The sequence below is a fragment of the Actinoplanes sp. NPDC049118 genome (assembly GCF_040648555.1).
In the GTDB taxonomy this organism is placed as follows: domain Bacteria; phylum Actinomycetota; class Actinomycetes; order Mycobacteriales; family Micromonosporaceae; genus Actinoplanes.
Map to the genome: position 1 here is coordinate 192,740 of NZ_JBEZDY010000013.1, position 15,624 is coordinate 208,363.

General features: G+C 74.3%; 15 protein-coding genes. 3 read left to right on the top strand and 12 right to left on the bottom strand.

Features of this window, described 5'->3' with window-relative positions; translation table 11 throughout:
* Positions 1 to 5: 5 nt before the first annotated feature.
* From AB0B58_RS22185 to paaN, 3 genes are read right to left on the bottom strand one after another with little or no spacing between them, the layout of a single operon-like run.
* Positions 6 to 746: an enoyl-CoA hydratase/isomerase family protein gene (locus tag AB0B58_RS22185; RefSeq protein WP_360226461.1), complete on the bottom strand. Its 741-nt coding sequence runs from the start codon at positions 744 to 746 to the stop codon at positions 6 to 8.
* The gene (locus tag AB0B58_RS22190; RefSeq protein ID WP_360226464.1) at positions 746 to 1,960 is read right to left on the bottom strand and encodes a thiolase family protein; all 1,215 of its coding nucleotides are present in this window, start codon (positions 1,958 to 1,960) and stop codon (positions 746 to 748) included. Before AB0B58_RS22190 ends, AB0B58_RS22185 begins: the two co-directional genes overlap by 1 nt.
* The gene (gene paaN, locus AB0B58_RS22195; RefSeq protein ID WP_360226467.1) at positions 1,953 to 3,641 is read right to left on the bottom strand and encodes a phenylacetic acid degradation protein PaaN; all 1,689 of its coding nucleotides are present in this window, start codon (positions 3,639 to 3,641) and stop codon (positions 1,953 to 1,955) included. Before paaN ends, AB0B58_RS22190 begins: the two co-directional genes overlap by 8 nt.
* A gap of 84 nt (positions 3,642 to 3,725) precedes the next feature.
* Here paaN and AB0B58_RS22200 point away from each other — a divergent pair, with 84 nt between their 5' ends.
* Positions 3,726 to 4,376, top strand: a complete 651-nt coding sequence (locus AB0B58_RS22200) for a TetR/AcrR family transcriptional regulator (protein ID WP_360226470.1) — start codon at positions 3,726 to 3,728, stop codon at positions 4,374 to 4,376.
* Between the two features lie 274 nt (positions 4,377 to 4,650).
* On the top strand, positions 4,651 to 5,331 hold the full coding sequence (locus AB0B58_RS22205; RefSeq protein ID WP_360226473.1) for a DUF4190 domain-containing protein: 681 nt from the start codon (positions 4,651 to 4,653) through the stop codon (positions 5,329 to 5,331).
* 62 nt (positions 5,332 to 5,393) lie between these two features.
* On the opposite strand, the gene AB0B58_RS22210 is transcribed toward AB0B58_RS22205, so the two are convergent.
* From AB0B58_RS22210 to AB0B58_RS22245, 8 genes are read right to left on the bottom strand one after another with little or no spacing between them, the layout of a single operon-like run.
* A complete protein-coding gene (locus AB0B58_RS22210; protein WP_360226476.1) occupies positions 5,394 to 6,464 on the bottom strand; it encodes a polyprenyl synthetase family protein in 1,071 nt (356 codons plus the stop codon).
* Positions 6,461 to 7,843 carry a nucleotide pyrophosphatase/phosphodiesterase family protein gene (locus AB0B58_RS22215; RefSeq protein WP_360226479.1) on the bottom strand — a complete coding sequence of 461 codons (1,383 nt, stop codon included), beginning with the start codon at positions 7,841 to 7,843 and terminating at the stop codon, positions 6,461 to 6,463. The genes AB0B58_RS22210 and AB0B58_RS22215 overlap by 4 nt, the downstream gene beginning before the upstream one ends.
* Complete coding sequence (gene eboE / locus AB0B58_RS22220; RefSeq protein WP_360226482.1) at positions 7,840 to 8,991, bottom strand: metabolite traffic protein EboE; 1,152 nt, start codon at positions 8,989 to 8,991, stop codon at positions 7,840 to 7,842. Before eboE ends, AB0B58_RS22215 begins: the two co-directional genes overlap by 4 nt.
* Positions 8,991 to 9,839 (bottom strand): TatD family hydrolase, encoded by an 849-nt coding sequence (locus tag AB0B58_RS22225; protein WP_360226485.1) that lies wholly within the window; start codon positions 9,837 to 9,839, stop codon positions 8,991 to 8,993. The genes eboE and AB0B58_RS22225 overlap by 1 nt, the downstream gene beginning before the upstream one ends.
* Positions 9,839 to 10,456, bottom strand: coding sequence for an EboA domain-containing protein (locus tag AB0B58_RS22230; protein WP_360226488.1), 618 nt, complete (start codon positions 10,454 to 10,456; stop codon positions 9,839 to 9,841). Before AB0B58_RS22230 ends, AB0B58_RS22225 begins: the two co-directional genes overlap by 1 nt.
* Positions 10,453 to 11,295, bottom strand: coding sequence for a sugar phosphate isomerase/epimerase family protein (locus AB0B58_RS22235; protein ID WP_360226491.1), 843 nt, complete (start codon positions 11,293 to 11,295; stop codon positions 10,453 to 10,455). The genes AB0B58_RS22230 and AB0B58_RS22235 overlap by 4 nt, the downstream gene beginning before the upstream one ends.
* Entirely contained in the window at positions 11,292 to 12,140 is an 849-nt protein-coding gene (locus AB0B58_RS22240; protein WP_360226494.1) for an SCO3242 family prenyltransferase, read from the bottom strand. Before AB0B58_RS22240 ends, AB0B58_RS22235 begins: the two co-directional genes overlap by 4 nt.
* Positions 12,137 to 13,273: an inositol-3-phosphate synthase gene (locus AB0B58_RS22245; protein ID WP_360226497.1), complete on the bottom strand. Its 1,137-nt coding sequence runs from the start codon at positions 13,271 to 13,273 to the stop codon at positions 12,137 to 12,139. The genes AB0B58_RS22240 and AB0B58_RS22245 overlap by 4 nt, the downstream gene beginning before the upstream one ends.
* 232 nt (positions 13,274 to 13,505) lie before the next feature.
* Between AB0B58_RS22245 and AB0B58_RS22250 the strand changes: the two genes are divergently transcribed.
* Positions 13,506 to 15,020 (top strand): GGDEF domain-containing protein, encoded by a 1,515-nt coding sequence (locus AB0B58_RS22250; RefSeq protein WP_360226500.1) that lies wholly within the window; start codon positions 13,506 to 13,508, stop codon positions 15,018 to 15,020.
* 18 nt (positions 15,021 to 15,038) lie between these two features.
* On the opposite strand, the gene AB0B58_RS22255 is transcribed toward AB0B58_RS22250, so the two are convergent.
* Positions 15,039 to 15,623, bottom strand: coding sequence for a hypothetical protein (locus AB0B58_RS22255; protein ID WP_360226503.1), 585 nt, complete (start codon positions 15,621 to 15,623; stop codon positions 15,039 to 15,041).
* Position 15,624: the final 1 nt, after the last annotated feature.

A 15,624-nucleotide genomic window follows, 5' to 3' on the forward strand; every position in this document is an offset into this window, starting at 1 on the left:
GGCGGTCACGACCGTTCTCCGGACAGGAAGGCGTCCATGCGGGTGTGCTTCTCCTGGGACTCGAATAGGATCGCCTGAGCGAGATCGTCGGTGACCGGGTGGCCGCCCGGCGCGTCGGTGACCAGCTTGGTCAGTCGCAGCGCCAACGCTGAAGAACGCGTCATCCGGTCGAGCAACGCGTGCGCCCGCTTGAGAAGGTCGTCCGCGGGCACGACCTCGGCGACCAGTCCGAGCCGCCAGGCGTCCTCGGCGGTGAGCCGACGGCCGGCGAGCAGGACCTGCTTGGCCACCGAGGCGCCGACGAGGTCGCGCAGCCGCCACGTCGCGCCGGCCGCGGCGAGGATGCCCAGGCCCGGTTCCGGGTTGCCGAACGTCGCCGCCGGCGAGGCCAGCCGGATGTCGCACGCGTAGGCGAGCTCCGCTCCCCCGCCGAGCGCGTAGCCGTCGACCGCGGCCACCGTCGGCATCGGCAGCCGGGCGATGCGGTCGAACAGGCGGCTGTTGATGCCCTGCAGCGCCTGGTCGCGGCCGCGGGCCCGCAGCTCCGCGATGTCGGCGCCGGCGGCGAACACGCCGCCGGCCCCGGTGAGCAGCAGCAGCCTCGGGTTCTCCTCGAGGCCGGCGCAGACCTCGTGCAGCTCGCGGATCATCGCCGCGTTGATGGCGTTGCGGGCCTCCGGCCGTCGCAGCGTCACCACCACCCGGTCGTCGAGTTCCTCCACCGCGATGGTGGCGTGCGGCGTCATCAGACGCGCTCCACCAGCATGGCGACGCCCTGGCCGACGCCGACACAGAGCGTGGCGAGGCCGCGGCGGGCGTTCTCGCGCTCCATCCGGCCGAGCAGGGTGACGGTCAGGCGGGCGCCGGAGCAGCCGAGCGGGTGGCCGAGCGCGATGGCGCCGCCGTCGGCGTTGACCCGCTCCTCGTCCAGCTTCAGCCGCCGGACGACCGCCAGGGACTGCACGGCGAAGGCCTCGTTGAGCTCGACCGCCTCGACGTCGCCGACGCCCCAGCCGGCCCGGGCGAGGGCCTTCTCGGTGGCGGGCACCGGGCCGAGGCCCATGATCTGCGGCGGCACGCCCGCGCTGGCGGAGGTGACGATGCGGGCGCGCGGGGTCAGGCCGTAGCGCTTGACCGCCGCCTCGCTGGCCACCACGACGGCGGCGGCGCCGTCGGAGAGCGGCGACGACGACGCGGCGGTGACCACGCCGCCGGCGCGGAAGACCGGGCGCAGCGTGGCCAGCTTCTCGAGGCTGCCGCCACGGCGCGGGATCTCGTCGGTGGTGACCTGGCCGTCCTTGACCGGCACACCGACGATCTCGGCGTCGAAGCGGCCGGCGTCGATCGCCGCGACGGCCCGATCGTGGCTGCGCAGCGCGAAGGCGTCGCTCTCGGCGCGGGTGATGCCGTCGAGGGCGGCGACCTCCTCGGCCGTCTCACCCATGGCGAGGGTGACCCGGCGGTCCTCGGGACCGGTGCCGGCGCCGCGGTCGTGCGCGGCGAACGCCGGGTTGGTAAAGCGCCAGCCCAGCGACGAGTCGACGACCTCGCCGGGGCGCGCCCACGGCGTGCCGGGCTTGGCCATGACCCACGGCGCCCGGGTCATGGACTCGACGCCGCCGGCCACGATCACGTCGGCCTCGCCGCTGCGTACCGCCTGTGCGGCCGAGACGATCGCGGTCAGGCCGCTGGCGCAGAGCCGGTTGACGGTGTAGCCGGGCACGGCGTCGGGCAGGCCCGCGAGCAGCACGGCCATCCGCGCCACGTTGCGGTTGTCCTCGCCGGCCTGGTTCGCCGCGCCGAGGATCACCTCGTCGACCGCCTCGCCGGGCACGCCGCCGCGGCTGACGGCCGCGGCGACGACGAGCCCGGCCAGGTCGTCGGGGCGCACGCCGGCGAGCGCGCCGCCGTACTTTCCCTGCGGGGTGCGGGCGCCGCCGACCAGGTAGGCCTCAGGCATCGGCCGGCTCCGCGACGTGGTGGCGCGACTGCAGCGTGAAGAAGCGGCCGGTGACGAAGTGCGAGTCGCTCAGCGACGCGGTCGCGGCGGGGTTCGCCGGTGTGCCGTGCAGGTCGCTGAACGCGGCGGTCTGGTTGACGAACACGCCGCCGGTGAGGTTCTGCGACAGATGCACGCCGGCCTCGAGCGCCGCCTCGCGGGCCGCCTCGAGCACCTCCGGCGAGGTGGAGTAGACCGACGCGGTGAGCGCGCCGTGGTCCCGGACGGTCTCGGTGAACAGCTCGAGGCTGTGCCGGGTGGAGCCGGTGGCGATGACGAACGAGATCGGCCCGAACCACTCGCGGGTGTAGGTCTTCTCGTCGGCGGCGTCGATGCGCAGCACGACCGGCGTCCGGATGGTGGCGCCCGGGAACCCCTCGTCGGTCACCGCCGCGGAGGCGCGGATGACGCCGGGCGCGCCGCCGGCCTCGGCCAGCCGGGCCAGCACGCCGTCGTTGACGATCGCGCCGAGGGTGCCGGCCGCCCGCTTGGGGTCGCCGAGCAGCTTGTCCAGCGCGGTCGCGAGGTCGGCGCCGAACTCGTCGACGCTGCGGTGGCCCGCGTCCGTCTCGATGCCGCCCGACGGCACGAGCAGGTTCTGCGGCGTGGTGCACATCTGGCCGCTGTAGAGCGACAGGGAGAAGGCCAGGTTGCGCAGCAACCCCTTGTAGTCGTCGGTGGAGTCGACGATGACGGTGTTGAGGCCGGCCTTCTCGGTGTAGACGACCGCCTGGCGGGCGTTGGCCTCGAGCCAGTTGCCGAACTCGCTCGAGCCGGTGAAGTCGACGATGCGCACGTCGCGGTGGGTGGCGAGGGTGGCGGCGATGCCGTCGCCGGGTTCCTCGACGGCGAGGGTCACCAGGTTGGGGTCCTGGCCGGCCTCGGTGAGCACCTCGCGGGCGATCTGCACGGTGATGGCCAGCGGCAGGACCGCGCCGGGGTGCGGCTTCACGATCACGGCGTTGCCGGTGACCAGGCTCGCGAACAGGCCGGGGTAGCCGTTCCAGGTGGGGAACGTGTTGCAGCCGATGACGAGCGCGACGCCGCGGCCGACGACGGTGCTGGTCTTGGCCAGGCGCAGCGGGTCGGTGCCGCGCTGCGGCTTGCCCCAGATCGCGGTGGCCGGGATGCGGGTCGACTCGGCCAGGGCGACCGCGACGGCCTCCAGGCCGCGGTCCTGCGCGTGCGCGCCGCCGGCCTGGAAGGCCATGACGAACGCCTGGCCGGTGGTGTGCTGCACGGCGTGCGCCAGCTCGAAGATGCGGCCGTTGACGCGGCGCAGGATCTCGGCGGCCACCCCGGCCCGCCCCTGCGGGCCGACGGCGCGCCAGCGCGGCATGGCGGCGCGGGCGGCGGCGACCAGTTCGGCCGGGTCGCCCTTGGGATAACGGACGTCGAGGGCGATACCGTACGGCGAGCGCTCGGTGGCCACGGTGCCGGTCGCGCCGGGCACCTCGATCGGGAAGTCGGCACCGAGCAGCGCCTGGAACGCCCGCTCGCCGGCGGGGGCTGCGTCCTCGCCGTAAACGGATTTGCTGGGCGACTCGGGGTACGCCGACCAGTAGTCACGGGTGGCGGCCGCCTCGATCGCCTTGTCGAGCAGCTCGCGGTGCGTCTCGTAGAACTCGGCGGGGGTTGTCATCGGCGCTCCTGTGCGGTTGGCTGTACCCCATATTTACCGTCCGATCGGTCGGTAATCAAGCCCGGGCGGGAGCCGGAGGAAAATATGGCTCATGAGAACGGTGTGCGCACCGCCGCGCACGAGGTGCCCGAAAGCGCCGCGCCGAGCGTCCGGCCGCGGCGTGGCCGGCCGGGCCACGACCTCGGCGCGGTCCTCGCGGCCGCGGTACGGCTGTTCAACGAGCGCGGCTACGAGGCGACCAGCATGGACGACGTCGCGAAGCGGCTCGGCATCACCAAGTCGAGCCTCTACCACCACGTCGCCGGCAAGCAGGAGCTGCTGCGGATCGCGGTCGACCAGGCGCTGGACGGCCTCGACGACGCGATGGCCGAGGTCGAGCGGGAGGAGACGGCCGCCATCGACCGCCTCGAGATGCTCATCCGCAACAGCGTGCTGGTGCTGGCCGAGCGCCTGGAGTACGTGACGCTGCTCCTGCGGGTGCGGGGTAACACCGCGGTGGAGCAGCAGGCCCTGCTGCGCCGCCGGGTCTTCGACGCCAAGGTCACCAAGCTGGTCGAACAGGCACAGGCCGAGGGCGCCATCCGACACGATGTGGACGCGGCCACCGCCGCCCGCCTGCTGTTCGGCATGGTGAATTCACTGATCGAGTGGTACCGCCCGCGGCGCGGCGGCGCGGCCGAGCTCGCCGACGCCGTCACCATCGTCGCCTTCGACGGCCTGCGCACGAGGAGCTGAGGAACGGACGAGGAGGGTCGTCATGCGGGACCGCACCCGCCAGCGCGGCGCCCACACGACGCGGACGTTCCAATCTGCGCCCTCGGGTGTCGTTACGGAGATCGTTCTCACCCGGCCGACCCTATTTCAACGTGATCGCCGTTGATGGGCGGTACGGCCCGGGTCTCCTCGCCGACCCGCACCTTCACCTTGTTGTCGTCGGTGAGCGTTGACGGGAACATCACGCATGCCTCGTCGCCCCACCTGAGATCAAACTTCCGGTACGGTGCCGGCTGTGAACGAGGGACTCCCCGGCTATCCGGTGCCGCCGCTGCAGCAACGGCCACCCGGTTCGCCGGCTCCCGGCCTCAATGGCTTCGCCGTGGCCTCCTTGGTCTGCGGCATCGTCGGCCTTGGTGCTGCCTTCGGCGTCGTCTTCGGCATCATCGCCATCGCGCAGATCTCCCGGCGCGGCGGGCGAGGGCTGGGACTGGCCATCGCGGGGATCTGCCTGTCGGCCTTGTGGGGAATCGCCCTGGCCTTGGTGCTGATAGTCACCGTGTCCGGCTACCTGTCGGGCGCCGCGGGCACGGCCACCGGCGGCCCACCGTCCGGCACGCCGTCCAGCCCTCCGCCCATCGCGCCGGCGAACGCTGCCGAAGGCGAGTGCATTCTGCGCCTCGACCCTGAACTCGCCGTCGCGGAAATGTCCAAGATTGCGTGCCACAAGCCACACCAGGCCGAGGTGTACCTGGTGTTCGACCTCAAACTCTGGCCTTATCCAGGAGACACGAAGGTCGACGCGGCGGCCGAGAACCGCTGTCGCCGCGAGTTCCCGGGCTACGGGATCGGCCAGTTCTCCAACGGCGAGATGTTCTACGAATTCCCGGCCGAATCGGTCTATGCGGACAGCCGTTGGGTTACCTGCGTCGCCTACGCCGCCACCGGCACCTGGACCGGACAACTCCCCGGCTGACCAGGAGCAACGCCGTCGATGCGCCAGGCAACGGCGTGAATGAGGGCGGGCCGGCGCAAGTCTCAGCGGTGCCGAGCCACCACCGACGAGGCCAGGTCGGCGAGGGCGGCCCGCGCCTCACCGGTCAGCGGCGCGTCCGTCAGCGCCGCCGTCGCCTCCGCCGCCCGCAGCGAGATCAGCTCCTCGATGCCCTGCCGGGCCCCGGTCGCCGTGATGATCGAGCGCAGCTCGGCGGCGCCCGCGTCGTCGAGCTGCGCGTCGCCGAACAGCTCCCGGATCCGGGCGGCCTGCGCCCGGTCCGCCCGGTCGCGGGCCATCGCGACCATCGCCGTCGGCTTGCCCTCGCGCAGGTCGTCCACCACCGGCTTGCCCGTCACGGCCGGGTCGCCGAAGACGCCGAGCACGTCGTCACGCAGCTGGAACGCGTCGCCGAGCGGATCGCCGAACGCCTGCAACGCCGCCTGCAGCCGCTCCGGGCCGCCCGCCAGGGCCGCACCTATCTGCAGCGGCCGGGTCACCGTGTACCGGGCCGCCTTCATCCGGATGACGGTCAGCGCACCCGCCACCGACCCGTCGCCCACCCCCGAGACCAGATCCAGGTACTGACCGGCGATCACCTCGGTGCGCATCACCGTGAAGAGGCGGTAACCGCGGTGTATCCAGTGGACCGGCAGCCCCGACTCGTGCAGCATGTGGTCCGCCCAGGCCGCGCAGAGGTCGCCGCAGAGCAGCGCGGCGCTCTGGCCGTACCGGACGGCCTCGCCGCGCCACGAGTGCCGGGTGTGCACGTCGGCGAAGTGGCGGTGCACGGTCGGCTGGCCGCGGCGCAGCGTGCTGTTGTCCATGATGTCGTCGTGGATCAGGGCGAAGGCGTGGAACAGTTCGAGCGCCGCGGCCGCCGCGACGATCTCCGGGCCGTCCGGCTGCCCCGCGCCGCGCCAGCCCCAGTAGCAGAACATCGGGCGCAGGCGCTTGCCGTCCGCGAGCACGAACCGCCGCACGGCGTCGAGCACGCCCGCCGGGGTGCCGTCGGGCCAGTGTGGACGCTGCCGGTCCAGGTAGCAGATGAGCGCCGACTCGCAGCGCCGGGCCAGGCCCGCCGCGTCGGTCTCCGGCGCCATGCCGACGGTCATGACGGCAGCCCGGCCAGCGTGAGCAGCAGGTCCTTCACCTCGGTGGCGGCGACCGCGTCCCGGGCGAAGGCCGGGTCCGAGCAGATCAGCACGGGCGCGTCGCGCGGGTCCGCCGGCAGCCGCCCGTGTGAGCCGCGGACCGCGCGGGCGCCGGCGTCGAGGCCGACGACGCTCATCAGGTAGCGCATGCCCAGCTTCTTGCGCAGCAGCGCCAGAGCGGCGCGCCCCTTCGCCGCCGCCGGGCCCGCCGGGTCGAAGAACAGCTCGGCGGGGTCGTACCCGGGCTTGCGGTGGATCTCCACCAGCCGGGCGAAGTCCGGTGCGGCCGCGTCGTCCAGCCAGTAGTAGTACGTGAACCAGGAGTCCGGCTCCGCGACCAGTACGAGGTCCCCCGAACGCTCGTGGTCCAGCCCGTGCGCGGCGAGGCCGCCGGCGTCGAGGACCTCGGCGACGCCGGGCAGCACCGCGCAGAGCTTCGCCACGGCGGGTACGTCGGCGGGGTCGCGGACGTAGACGTGTGCGATCTGGTGGTCCGCCACGGCGAACGCCCGGGACGTCCAGGGGTCGAGGTACTCCATCCCGGCCTGGGTGTGCACCCGCAGCAGGCCCTCGGCGCGCAGCAGCCGGTTGACGTCGACCGGGCGCGCCACGTCGGTGATGCCGTACTCGGAGAGCACGACGATCGTGGCGCCGCGGGCCGCCGCCGCGTCGAGCAACGGGCCGAGGGTGGCGTCGAGCTCGGCCGCCGCGGCGGCGGCCTGCGGGGCGGAGGGCCCGTAGCGCTGCAGGTCGTAGTCGAGATGCGGCACGTAGACCAGGGTCAGGTCCGGGTGGTGGGCCGCCATGATCTGTTCGGCGGCCCGGCAGATCCACGCCGAGGACGCCAGCCCGGCGTTCGCGCCCCAGTAGCTGAACAGCGGGAACGTGCCCAGCTTCGCGGTGAGCTCGTCGTGCAGCGCCGGCGGATCGGTGTAGCAGTCCGGGTCCTTGCGGCCGTCGGCGTGGTAGACCGGACGCGGCGTCACCGTCCAGTCGACGTCGGCGCCCATCGCATACCACCAGCAGACGTTGGCCACCGTGTAGCCCGGCGCGCGGGAGCGGGCCGCGTGCCACAGCTTCTCGCCGCCGACCAGCGCGTTGTGCTGGCGCCAGAGCAGCACCTCGCCCAGGTCGCGGAAGTACCACCCGTTGCCGACGATGCCGTGCCCGGACGGCAGCTCGCCGGTGAGGAACGTGGACTGCACCGTGCAGGTGACGGCCGGCAGGACGGTGCGCAGGTGCGCGGAGAATCCGGTGCCGGCGAGCCGGGAGAGGCGCGGCATGTGGTCCAGCAGCCGCGGGGTGAGGCCGACGACGTCCAGTACGACCACGGGCTTCACGGCGTGACCCCCTGATGAGCGGTGAGACCCAGCGCGGTGAGCTGGGCCCGGGCGAAGAAGAGTTCGGAGGCGATCCCCGACGCCAGCTCGGCCGGGTTGCCGGGGCGCGAGGTCGGCGGCAGCACGTTCCAGGTGTACGTCTCCACCTCGTAGTGGTCGCAGAGCGGCTCGGGGCCGCCGGCCAGCAGCGCCAGCGACTCGGCGAGCACCCCGACGGTGGTCTGCAGCGGCGGTACGGGCGGTGCGTGCAGCGGCACGTGGTAGTGCACCCGCCAGGGCTGGTCACGCCCGCCGGGCACGGCGAGGGCCTCGTCGAGGTCGTCGGCGGACAGGCCGTCGGGGCCGCGGGTCTGGTGCAGGAAGCGCGGCTCGACGTACTCGCCCAGCACCGCGGCGTCGGCGCGCGGGTCGGCGCTGGCGAGCGCGGCCGAGACCTGGACCTTGACGATCGGCAGCCCCGCGCCGGCGAGGTTGCGCAGCGCGTCCCGCGGCTCCTCCCAGGCGCAGGCGAGGTGCGCCAGGTCGAGGCAGACGCCGAGCCGGCTGGTGTCCACGCCGGAGAGCAGGTGCGCGGCCTGCGCGGTGGTCTCGATGACGCAGCCGGGCTCGGGCTCGAACGCGACCCGGATGTCCCGTTCGCCCATGGCAAGCGTGCGGGCCAGCTCGTCGAGGTGGTGCCGGCAGGCGTCGGCGCGTTCGGGGTTCCACGGTTCGCGCCAGGCGAGCGGCAGCGTGGAGATCGATCCCCGCGCGGCGCCGGCCGGCAGCAGGTCGGTCAGCACCCGGGCCAGATCCAGGGTGTACGAGAGCCGCTGCGCGGTGGTCCAGTCGGGCTGGTAGACGGCGTGCTTGACCACGGGCGCCTGGAACGCCTGGTACGGGAAGCCGTTGAGCATGACGACCTCGAGCCCGCGCACGTCGAGTTCCCGGCGCAGCCGCTGCCGGCCGGCGACGTCGGCGGCGAGCCCGGCCGCGACCGGCGCGGCGAGCCACATGCCGAGGCCGAGCACGTCGGTGCCGAGCCGCTCGCGGATCGGCACCGCGTACGTGTCCAGCTGCTCCAGGATCCCGGCGAAGTCCTCGGCGGGGTGCACGTTCGTGCAGTACGACAGGTGCACGACCTGCCCGCCGGGGTGCCGCAGCCGCATCAGCCGCCTCCCCGCGCGATGGAGCTGCCGGCGAACGTCGACGCCGGCGACCGGTCGGTGAGGTCGAGGCGCCCGGACTGGCCGTAGAACTCGACCGGGTTGCGCCAGAGCACCCGGTCGACGTCGTCGGCGGTGAACCCGGCCGCGAGCAGCGCCCGGCCGGTCTCCACGGTCAGCAGCGGGTCGGAGTGGCCCCAGTCGGCGGCGGAGTTCACCAGCATCCGCTCGGTGCCGTACGTCTTGAGGATCTCGACCATCCGCTGCGGCGACATCTTGGTCTCCGGGTAGATGGAGAAGCCCATCCAGCAGCCGGAGTCGCGGACCAGCCCGACCGTGACCTCGTTGAGGTGGTCGATCGCCACCCGGCCCGGCTCGATGCCGGACTCGGCGACGACGTCGAGGGTGCGCCGGGTGCCCGCCGCCTTGTCGCGGTGCGGCGTGTGCACGAGCGCCGGCAGCTCGTACCCGACGGCCAGGGCGAGCTGCACGGCGAAGGCGTCGTCCTCGGCCGGGGTCATCGAGTCGTAGCCGATCTCCCCGACCGCCACCACGCCGTCCTTGTCGAGGTAGCGCGGCAGCAGGTCGAGCACGCCGCGGCAGCGCGGATCGTTGGCCTCCTTGGGGTTCAGCGCGATGGTGGCGTGGTGCCGGACGCCGAACTGCGCCGCACGGTACGGCTCCCAGCCGATCAGCGAGTCGAAGTAGTCGGCGAACGAGCCGGGGTTGGTGCGCGGCTGCCCGAGCCAGAACGCCGGCTCCACGACGGCCTGCACGCCGCCGGCGGCCATCGCCCGGTAGTCGTCGGTGGTCCGCGAGCTCATGTGGATGTGCGGGTCGAAGATGCGCATCAGGCCTGCTTCCTCGAGTGGTTCGCGACGGTGAGCCGGTTGAGCAGCGCGAGGGCGTCCGGCGGCATGCGGCGGTCGGCGGCGGCGCGCTCCTGCGCGAGGGCGCCGAGCATGGCGGCGAGCTGCGGGTCGGCGCGTTCGTCGAGGCGGTCGACGGCGCTGAGCGGTATGCCCATGAAGACGCACTTGACGACGCCCTGGCGCCAGCTCGCGGCGTCCAGGTGCGCGGCGTACGGGCCCAGCGCCGCGGCGACGAGCCGGGCGTCGTTGCTGCGCAGCGCGTCGTGCAGCAGCGGCACCAGTTCGGGGCCGGCGTCGATGAGCGGCAGCGCGGCGAGCACCGCCAGCCGCTCGGCGGTGTCGCCCTGCTCGTACAGGGTCGTGGTCCGCCGGGTGTCGGCCACCTCGGCCAGCAGCAGCGCGCGCCCGGCCCGCCCGGCGGTCCACGGGCTGTCCGGGAACAGCGGCTGCCGACCGAGCCTGCGCTCGGCCCGCGCGAACAGCGGCCCGATCGCGTCCGGGTCGGCGCGGACGCGGGCCAGCGCGTCGTCGAGCCAGTCCCGCTGCGGTACGCCGGCGAGCGCGGTGCGCAGTTCGTCGATCATCGAGTCGCTCACTGTCCCTCCTTCTCGGCCGCTCGCAGGAACGCCAGCGATTCGCGGGCGACCGTCGGCGCCGCGTGCGAATGCCGGGGCAGTTCGACGGCGACCAGGCCGCGGTAGCCGCCGTCGATCAGGGCCCGCAGTACGGGCGGGAAGTCGATCTCGCCGGCGCCGAACTCGAGGTGCTCGTGCACGCCGCGCCGCATGTCGTCGATCTGCACGTTGACCAGGTGCGTGGCGACCGCGGTCACGCAGTCCGGCACGGAAACGGGCTCGAGGCAGCGGCAGTGCCCGATGTCGAGGGTGAGGCCGAACCTGCCGGGCGCGCCGAGGGCGGCGTGCAGGCGGCGCCAACCGGCGATGTCCGCGACCTCCATGCCGGGCTCGGGCTCGAGGCCGAGCGGGACCCCGGCGGCGGTGGCCGCGGCCGTGACTTCGGCGCAGCCGTCGACCAGCCGGCGCCAGGCGGTGCGGTCGTCGACGCCGTCCGGCCGTACGCCGGACCAGAGGGAGACCGCCTCGGCGCCGAGGTCCGCGCCGACGGCGACGGCCCGGTGCAGGAAGTCGAGCCGCACCTTGCGGTCGTCGTGCAGCAGCGTCGGCGCGTGTTTGCGCCAGGGGTCGAGCAGGTAACGGGCGCCGGTCTCGACGACGACGCCGAGCCCGAGGTCGCGGAGCCGGTCGGCGGCCGCGGCGACGCGCCGGGCCAGGCCGGGCGCGAACGGGTCGAGGTGGTCGTGGTCGAGGGTGAGCGCCACGCCGTCGTAGCCGAGGCCGGCGACGACGGCGAGGGCGTCGCTCAGGCGGTGGTTGGCGAAGCCGTTGGTGCCGTAGCCGTACCGCAGGGCGGTCATGTGGGTGACACCTTGCGGGCGAGCAGCCGGGCGAGCGGGGCGGCGGCCGCGACGGCGAGCCCGGCCCAGGTGTGGCCGGCCCGGGCGGCGAGCGCGCCCTGCAACGCGGGCAGCGCGGTGATGCCGGCGCCGACGGCGGCGCGGACCCGCGGCGCGGCGGGGTCGGCGAGGAGCCGGGCCTGCGCGCGGCCGTAGCTGGTGGCGTACTCGCCGGCGAGCGCCGCGGTGACGGTGCCGCCGCGCGCGGCGACCGCGGCGGCCAGCCCGGCGGTCGCGGCGAGGGTGGCCGCGGGGAGTGCCGCGCCGCCGCCGCCGGCGACCTCGCGGCGGGACAGTTCGGTGACCGTGTACGTGTGCGCCGCGACGGCCAGGGCGGCCGGCATCGCCCGTACCGGGTCGCCGGCGCTCGCACCGAGCAGCACGTCGAGGGCGCGGCAGGCGGCCATCCCGGCGGGCCCGGCCGCGGTGTTCTTGAGCCGCAGGTCGTAGGCCCAGACCGCGGCGGCGAGCGGCACCGCCACGGCCAGGGCGCGGGCGCCGCCCGACCGGGCGGCGAGGCCCAGGCCGGCGGCGGTGAGCCCGGCGGCGATGCCCAGCGCGGCGGGTGCGGAGATCCGGCCGGACGGTATCGGGCGTTCCGGGCGCTCGACGGCGTCGAGGTCGCGGTCGGCCCAGTCGTTGGCGGCCATACCCGCCCAGTAGAGGCAGACTCCCGCGCCGGCCAGGCCCGCCGTGCGCGGGCTCAGCGAGCCGGCCGCGGCGGCACCGGCGACCGCGTCGCCGGGCACGGAGAGCGCGGCCGGCGCGCGGACCAGGTCGACGAGGGTACGCAGCGGCGCCTTCACGGCCGCAGGCCCGCCGCGAACGCCGCGAGGGCGGCCCACTGCTCGGCCAGCGCGGAGGGGCCGTCGCCGAGCGGATCCTTGAAGAAGAAGCCGAGTTCGGGCAGCGGACCGCTTCGCCCGGCGCGGTGCGCGGCGGCGGTGAGCCGGGCCAGGTCGAGCACGAGCGGAGCGGCCAGGGCGGAGTCGCAGCCGTGCCAGGTGAACTCCATCCGCATGCCGGTGCCGAGGAAGCCCTCGAACGTGATCAGGTCCCAGGCGGTCTTGAAGTCGCCGATCTCGGCGACGTGGTCGATCCGGCTGGTGCCCTCCGGCTGGTATCCGAGCGCGTCACCGAGCACCCGCTGCTTGCTGGCGACCTTGGCGGCGTTGGCGGCCGGGTCGGCCAGGTTGGCGCCGTCGCCGCCGCCGAGCAGGTTGATGCCGGACCAGCTGCGGACCCGCAGGTTGCGCAACGCGAACATGGGCGCGAGCACCGACTTGACAAGCGTCTCCCCGGTCTTTCCGTCGTTGCCCGCGTACGGCACGGCCTGCCGGCGGGCGAGCTCGGCGAGGGCCGGCAGGCGCGCGCCGGTCGACGGGGTGAAGTCGACGAAGGAGCAGCCGGCGGTGAAGGCCGCGTACGCGGCGAGGGCGCTCGGCGGAAGGACCGGGCCGGGCCCGGCCAGGGCGGCCGTGAGCCCGGCGAGATCCGTGTGCGCGGGGTGCGGCGCGGCGGCCGGCTCGGTGGTGGACACGTTGACGACCACCACCCGGTCCAGGGCGTTGCGGTCGCGGAAGTCGCGCAGGTCCGCCGAGATCCGGTGCGCCGTCGCGGCCTGTGTCTCGCCGGCCGGCAGCGGCCGCAGCTCGTGCTCGACCGCCGCGAGTTCGTCGGCGAGCGCGACGACGAGGCGGCCCGGCAGCACCCCGGCGGCGGCGAGCGCGTCGGCCTTCTTCAGCACGGGGGTGGTGACGATGTCGTGGCCGCCGAAGACCAGTTCGGACCAGCCCGCGAGCGCCGGGCCGCGCAGCACCGGCAGCTCGGTGACGCAGCCGGTCGGCGCGACGAGGCGGGCCCGCAGCGCCGCGGCGCCGACGATGGAGGTGACGGCGACGGAGCCGCGTGCACCGACCAACCAGATTCCGGTACGCATGCGCGACCCTCCCCATGACCCGACTCGAACCCAGGCATAGACGCGTGTCTCAATAACACGATGTGTCTCCCGTGTTACGTGAGGCGACGCTAACCCAGGCTCCGGGACAAAGGAAAGGCTCGATAAAGAGAAACTTCTCGATCCGTACCCGAAACTTATCCTCGGTCCGTACGAAAGTGCGGCCGAGGCGGTTCGCGCCCGGGCGAGACCCGTGACCGTTAGATTGCTATTTGTGAACATCGAGGTCGCGGAGCTGGAGCTGCGGCCGGTAACCGACTTCCGGGCGACCGCCGCCGCGGCCGCCGCGCTGGAGCGCGACGGCGACGAGCGGACCGCCGTCCGGGCCCGGCTGATCCGCGCGGACGCCGCCCTGCGCGAAGGCCGCACGGCCGAGGGCGGCACGCTCGCCCAGCAGGTCAACGCCTGGGCGCTGCAGCACGACGACGGCTACGTGCTGGCCTGCAGCCACCGCACGCTGACCCACTTCCACTACTACATCGGCGACCTGGCCGGCGCGCTCGGCAACGCCGTGCAGGCGGTCGCGCACCTGACCGACGACGATCCGCCGGCGATCCGCGTCCGGCACCTGATGACGCTCGCCGTCGTGCTCGGCGACGGCGGCTCCCCCGAGGAGGCGGCCCGGCGGTACCGCGAGGCCCTCGACCTCGCCGCGACCATGGGCGACCAGCAGCAGATGCTGATGATCCTCGGCAACCTGGCGAACCTCGCCAACAACCAGAACGACCACGCGGCCGCGGCGGCGGCGGTCACGCAGCTGACCGAGCTGCACGACCGCAGCGGCATCCCGCTGGACGGCCCGCAGCTGATCACGATGGCCCGGGTCCGGCTCGCGGCGGGCGACTACCCGGCGGTGGAGGAGATCCTGCGGCCGCTCACCCAGAACCAGGAGTACGTGCAGAGCACCGGCGCCGCCCTGCCCGAGGCCCTGCTGACCCTGAACGAGGCGCACCGGCTGGCCGGGCGCTTCGCCACCGCGCAGGCCGACCTGGACCACGTCCGGCGACTGGCGCTGGAGCGTGACCTGCGCAGCGCGCAGGCCGCCGTGCTCGAGCAGCAGGCCGTGCTCTACGCGGCGATGGGCCTGCACCGCGAGGCCTACGAGGCGCACGTCGCGTTCCACCGCTTCTTCGCCGACCTGCAGTCCGCGCAGCGCGACGCGCAGGCCCGCACGCTGCAGGCGGTGTTCGAGGCGACGGAGGCCCGCCGGCTCGGCGAGCACTTCCGCGAGCTGGCACACCGCGACGCACTGACCGGCCTGCACAACCGGCGCTACGCGGATGAGCGGCTGCCGGCCCTGCTGGTCGAGGCGGTGGCCCGCCGTCGCCCGCTGGCCGCGGCGATCGTGGACCTCGACCACTTCAAGCGGATCAACGACACCCTCTCGCACGATGCCGGGGATCTGGTGCTGCAGCAGGTGGGCCGGCTGCTCGCCGAGGCGACACCGGAGCCGGCGTTCGCGGCCCGCCTCGGCGGCGAGGAGTTCCTGCTCGTCCTGCCGGGCACCGGGCTGGCCGAGGCGGTGCGGCGGTGCACGGAACTGGGCGACCGCATCCGCGACCACGACTGGGTCCCGATCACCGGCGCCCTGCCGGTGACCGCCAGCATCGGCGTGACGGTCACCTCGCAGGACCCGGTCACCCCGGCCGTCCTGCTGTCGCACGCGGACCACCACCTGTACGCGGCCAAGCGGGCCGGCCGGGACCGGGTCGTCTCCGGCCGGCCGTAGGGGCACGGGCGCGCCGGCTCACCCGGCCGGTGGCCGGCGCCGGTGATCTCGACCCGCGGGGAACGCGGCCTCGGTGATGACGGCCGCGCCGCAGACCGCGCGGCCGTCGTGCATGGTGATCGGGTCGCCCGGCCCGAGGTGGCGCCAGTCGGCCGCGGTGAGCGGCGCCAGCCGTACCGAGCCGCGCCCGCCCGGCGGCAGGTCCGGCGCGAACTCGACCCAGATCAGCGCGACGGCGAGTCCGGGCTCGCCGGCCGGTGTGACCAGCCCGATGTTCCACAGCGACCGCAGCCGGCCGGCGCCGGGGATCGGGTGCCTGCGGGCGCCGGGCAGCAGGCGCAACTCGGCCCGGATGACCCCGTGCAGCACCTCGCGCCGGCGCCAGGCGCACCAGGCGGCGCTGCGGTCGAGCCGCATCCCGTGCGCGGCGTCGCCGAGCGTGCGCCAGAAGGAGGTCGTCGCCGGGTGGGCGTCGCCGAGGTCCAGCAGCACGTCCAGCGCGGTCTCCCACTCGCCGTGCGCGAGATAGGAGTCCACGTCGGCCACGGGCAGGCCGGCCGGGACCTGACGGGCCGCCTGGCGCAGCAGTTCGGGGACATCCACG

Bases quoted from the DNA above. Each gene is read 5' to 3' on its own strand.
- AB0B58_RS22185 (WP_360226461.1), bottom strand. From the start codon at position 746: ATGACGCCGCACGCCACCATCGCGGTGGAGGAACTCGACGACCGGGTG.
- AB0B58_RS22245 (WP_360226497.1), bottom strand. From the start codon at position 13,273: ATGCGTACCGGAATCTGGTTGGTCGGTGCACGCGGCTCCGTCGCCGTC.
- AB0B58_RS22225 (WP_360226485.1), bottom strand. From the start codon at position 9,839: ATGCGCATCTTCGACCCGCACATCCACATGAGCTCGCGGACCACCGAC.
- AB0B58_RS22235 (WP_360226491.1), bottom strand. From the start codon at position 11,295: ATGACCGCCCTGCGGTACGGCTACGGCACCAACGGCTTCGCCAACCAC.
- AB0B58_RS22190 (WP_360226464.1), bottom strand. From the start codon at position 1,960: ATGCCTGAGGCCTACCTGGTCGGCGGCGCCCGCACCCCGCAGGGAAAG.
- paaN (WP_360226467.1), bottom strand. From the start codon at position 3,641: ATGACAACCCCCGCCGAGTTCTACGAGACGCACCGCGAGCTGCTCGAC.
- AB0B58_RS22210 (WP_360226476.1), bottom strand. From the start codon at position 6,464: ATGACCGTCGGCATGGCGCCGGAGACCGACGCGGCGGGCCTGGCCCGG.
- AB0B58_RS22200 (WP_360226470.1), top strand. From the start codon at position 3,726: ATGGCTCATGAGAACGGTGTGCGCACCGCCGCGCACGAGGTGCCCGAA.
- eboE (WP_360226482.1), bottom strand. From the start codon at position 8,991: ATGCGGCTGCGGCACCCCGGCGGGCAGGTCGTGCACCTGTCGTACTGC.